Source organism: Amycolatopsis sp. NPDC051716, from assembly GCF_040681595.1.
Lineage (GTDB): Bacteria > Actinomycetota > Actinomycetes > Mycobacteriales > Pseudonocardiaceae > Amycolatopsis.
In genome coordinates, this window is sequence record NZ_JBFAZA010000089.1 from 1 (window position 1) to 4,404 (window position 4,404).

Annotated in this window: 5 protein-coding genes; 4 read left to right on the plus strand and 1 reads right to left on the minus strand. The window is 34.6% G+C overall.

Features of this window, described 5'->3' with window-relative positions; genetic code table 11:
- Nucleotides 1-212: 212 nt before the first annotated feature.
- Nucleotides 213-1,511, minus strand: a complete 1,299-nt coding sequence (locus tag AB0M30_RS47475) for a polysaccharide deacetylase family protein (RefSeq protein ID WP_014017385.1) — start codon at nucleotides 1,509-1,511, stop codon at nucleotides 213-215.
- Between the two features lie 168 nt (nucleotides 1,512-1,679).
- Here AB0M30_RS47475 and AB0M30_RS47480 point away from each other — a divergent pair, with 168 nt between their 5' ends.
- The 4 genes from AB0M30_RS47480 (at nucleotide 1,680) to AB0M30_RS47495 (ending at nucleotide 4,040) form a co-directional block, all read left to right on the plus strand.
- Nucleotides 1,680-2,360, plus strand: coding sequence for an IS6 family transposase (locus tag AB0M30_RS47480; RefSeq protein WP_351763757.1), 681 nt, complete (start codon nucleotides 1,680-1,682; stop codon nucleotides 2,358-2,360).
- Between the two features lie 204 nt (nucleotides 2,361-2,564).
- Nucleotides 2,565-2,876, plus strand: a complete 312-nt coding sequence (locus tag AB0M30_RS47485; RefSeq protein WP_349221543.1) for a DUF6442 family protein — start codon at nucleotides 2,565-2,567, stop codon at nucleotides 2,874-2,876.
- A complete protein-coding gene (locus AB0M30_RS47490; RefSeq protein ID WP_101913440.1) occupies nucleotides 2,873-3,088 on the plus strand; it encodes a helix-turn-helix transcriptional regulator in 216 nt (71 codons plus the stop codon). Before AB0M30_RS47485 ends, AB0M30_RS47490 begins: the two co-directional genes overlap by 4 nt.
- A gap of 271 nt (nucleotides 3,089-3,359) precedes the next feature.
- Nucleotides 3,360-4,040, plus strand: a complete 681-nt coding sequence (locus AB0M30_RS47495; protein WP_355015319.1) for an IS6 family transposase — start codon at nucleotides 3,360-3,362, stop codon at nucleotides 4,038-4,040.
- Nucleotides 4,041-4,404 lie beyond the last annotated feature (364 nt).

Sequence of the window (4,404 nt, forward strand, 5' to 3'; positions counted from 1 at the left end):
GGTCTAACATCGTTTCTCGACTAGCTTGATCTAATCCAAGATACGTTAAGGTCATGGCTTCACTTGAATGGTTTAATAAATGCATCACTAAACCAATATTATAGTTTGACTGGGTATAGACCTTATAAGCGCCTGTTTTACGCATGGTATGCGTTCCTAGATAGTTAATTCCTACTTATTGTCGGCGGAGCTGGACGCTTCTTTCACAACCTCTATCCTCGATCTTTTTGGTCATACACTTCTTTGACGTTGATAAATTGATCAAGTATTGGATTTTCTCCTTTTAGGTCAGCTTCGAAACGGATACCGTCAATATTGATTCTGGCGTTACGGTAGTAGTCAGTTCCTAGTTGTCCCCATGCAGGAGTTGAGGCATCGACATTGCAGAAGATATCAAATCCTTGTTGTTTCAAGTAAGCAAATTTTTGATTTGCTTCAGAATAAGGTTGCCAATCGCTGATGTCAGCGCCAAATGGGTAGATCAAAATATTTGTTTTGCCTAAAATAGGTGCAACTTCATTTTGCCAACGTTCATTATCTTGTTGGATATCGGCTAAAGAAGCTTGTGTCATATTCAAGTGTCCCCAAGTATGAGAAGCAAAACTCCAACCATCTTTCTTTAATTGATCAGCAACTTTTTTGGCTGCTTCGATTTCTTTGTTTGTTTTTTCGTTATCACCATATTCTGATTTTGATGTACGGTAACCTAATACACCATTATAGCCTGTTAAAGCTAATGTTCCTTTGGCGCCTTGATAAGAAAAATCGGGATGTTTTTTAATGAATGAATCGATCAATGGAACCATATCATAGTCACCAACAGTTTCCTTCTTATTGTCGATATAAATATTCTTGATTTGGTTCTGTTTATCGACAATCAACTTACTTGGAAATCCTGAATTGTCCATGTATTCATAATAGCTGACATCGTCTTGCGAAAGAATTAACGGTTTCTTTCCTTCTGGAAGAGAAACACCTGTAAAGGTCAGTTTTCCATCTGTTCCTTTTTTGACTAATCCATTTAGATTAACAAGAACATAGTTATTTTTATATAACTGATCAATGGTTTTATTGAATTCGGAAATAGTGACCATATAATCTTTATACCCTTGTGCTTGCTGGGTATGAAAAGCCTTAGCTGGATCAACAATCAGACTATGAAAGAAGACGTGTGAGATTTTGGTCGGGTCTTCCCATTTTACCAAGGATTCTTTTTCTTTTTTCAAAGTTGCTAACAATTGTTGCGCTTCTTTGGCGTCGTCTTTTTCAAGTAAGGCGATGGCTTCATCATAATGATAACTTGCAGCAAGCTGTTTTGCTTGATCAAGCTGTTTCGTCGTTTGTTTATCTTCAACAGGTTTTGAGCTGCTGCTTGAGTGTTGAGTTGTTTGACTAGTGTTTTCTAATTTATTGTTTGTTACTGCTTGTGTAACAAAAAAGATACTTACACCTAGAATAATAACAGTGCATACAGAAGTGACAGCCAATATGATTTTGTGTGTATGTTTCATTTTATCGTCCCCTACTACTTTTTGATTTCAAAAACCCCCGTAAGCTTTTCTTAACCTTTTGAAAAACTTCCCATAACCATTGTAACGAATATAGGGTTCTGTTGCAAAGTTTTAAATCTACTATCAAATAAGGTAGAATAATAGAAAAAGATAGCAGGAGGAATGACGATGAATCATTTTAAAGAAAAGCAATTTCAGCAGGATGTGATTATTGTAGCCGTGGGCTACTATCTTCGTTATAACCTTAGCTATCGTGAAGTTCAAGAAATCTTATATGATCGTGGCATTAACGTTTCTCATACGACGATTTATCGTTGGGTACAAGAATATGGCAAACTACTCTATCAAATTTGGAAAAAGAAAAATAAAAAATCCTTTTATTCATGGAAAATGGATGAAACGTACATCAAAATCAAAGGTCGTTGGCATTATCTCTATCGTGCAATTGATGCGGATGGATTGACTTTAGACATCTGGCTACGCAAGAAACGGGATACTCAAGCTGCTTATGCGTTCTTGAAACGACTACATAAACAGTTTGGTCAACCAAGAGTAATTGTCAAGGATAAAGCGCCCTCTATTGGTTCTGCATTTAGAAAGTTACAGAGTAACGGTTTATATACTAAGACAGAGCATCGAACCGTGAAGTATCTCAATAACCTCATTGAGCAAGACCATCGACCAATCAAACGACGCAATAAATTTTATCGAAGTCTACGAACTGCCTCAACCACGATTAAGGGCATGGAAACAATTCGAGGAATATACAAAAAGAACCGAAGAAATGGAACGCTCTTCGGATTTTCGGTATCTACTGAAATTAAGGTCTTAATGGGAATATTAGATTAAGAACAAGAAGGATTATAAACCTTGTATTTGATTTTTAAACTTTGCAACAGAACCAATTATATGATTGAGAGCTTCTTAATTTTTTACGGACTTTTCATACTTTGTTTTTGACAAGTTTACTTATATCTTTAACAAGTTTGCTTATATAGTTGACAAGTTTACTTGTAAAGTGTTATACTTTATTCATAGAGAGGAAGAGAAGAAATGAATAATAAGAAGATTTTACAAATGGCACAACAAGAAAGTCAAGATGAGGGTAAACTATCGAAGTGGAGAAATATGTCAATAGTACACTATATTATGTTGTTACTTGCTTGGCTGTTTATTTTCACAATTAGGTTGCTAAAAAATGAATCTATAGACGATTTGTTTTTTATGTTATTACTTTTGGCTTTGGGACATGAAATATATCTGTTCAAAAAGAAGAGGTCGATGACTAACATCATAGTAATTGTAGTATTATTAATTGCTGTTTCTGTGATGGGCTGGAATTTAATGAGTGGAATTTTTAAATGAGGGATAAAGGAAAACTTGAGTTAAAGAATAGGTTAAAAGTGGCTCGTGCTGAAAAACAAATAAACCAGAGTAATTTGGCTAAAATTGTTGGTGTTTCGAGACAGACAATTAGCAATATAGAAACCTATGAGTACGTTCCATCTGCTAAATTAGCATTATTACTTTGTATAGCGTTGGATATAGAATTTGAAAAATTATTCTATTTTGAGTAGTGAAGACTTAAGTATATTAAAACGACTTAGGTCTTTTTTATTTTAGGGGCGCAAATGTCAGAGTTTGCGTTCTTATATTAGTGAAATAGCAAGGAGAGTCTTTATGCAAGTAACAGGAAAAACTAAAACTGGTGAGGAAAAACAGTTGACAGTTGAAATTCGTGATGTTGAAATCGTGAAACCTAAGATTGAGAAATCGGTTCTGTTGCAAAGTTTTCTGATAAGTCTATTTTAGTGTAAAATGAATAAAAATGACAGCGAGGATATATCAATGAACTATTTTAAAGGTAAACAATTTCAAAAAGATGTGATTATTGTCGCTGTTGGTTATTACCTGCGTTACAATCTAAGCTATCGTGAAATTCAAGAACTCCTTTATGATCGTGGGATTAACGTTTGTCACACAACTATTTATCGTTGGGTACAAGAATACGGTAAAGTCCTCTATCATCTCTGGAAAAAGAAAAATAAAAAATCCTTTTATTCATGGAAAATGGATGAAACGTACATCAAAATTAAAGGAAAATGGCATTATTTGTATCGAGCCATCGATGCAGATGGTTTAACCTTGGATATTTGGTTACGTAAAAAACGGGACACACAAGCAGCCTATGCTTTTCTTAAGCGGTTAGTGAAGCAGTTTGATGAACCGAAGGTTGTAGTCACAGATAAAGCCCCCTCTATTACAAGTGCCTTTAAGAAACTAAAAGAATACGGCTTTTATCAAGGGACAGAACATCGTACCATTAAATACCTGAATAATTTGATTGAACAAGACCATCGTCCAGTAAAGAGACGCAATAAATTCTATCGAAGTTTACGCACTGCCTCACCCACGATTAAGGGCATGGAAGCCATTCGAGGATTATATAAGAAAACCCGAAAAGAAGGCACTCTCTTCGGCTTTTCGGTGTCTACTGAAATCAAGGTATTAATGGGAATAACAGCCTAAATCATAGATACCGTAAGGGATTTTATTCTTTATTTAAAACTTTGCAACAGAACCCTTGTATGTAATTGACTAAAACGTACAATTTTAGCTTTTAAATATGACCCTTATTTATGACCTGCTCTAATCTCACTATTCATCAGCATTCAAAAAACAGCTCACAACTGTTGAAGAATGAACTGTTCCGTTCGATTGTTTTGGCATATAACTCACTGTCATTTTTACTCCCTCTCCGAAATAAAATGAACAACTTTTTGAATTTTATCTTCCAAATTTTCTAATTGCTTTTGATAATCAGACATCAATTCTTTTGTCTGATTATTTTTATTTTCGTTTAAATGTTTAGCAATTTGATTGATATTATTTC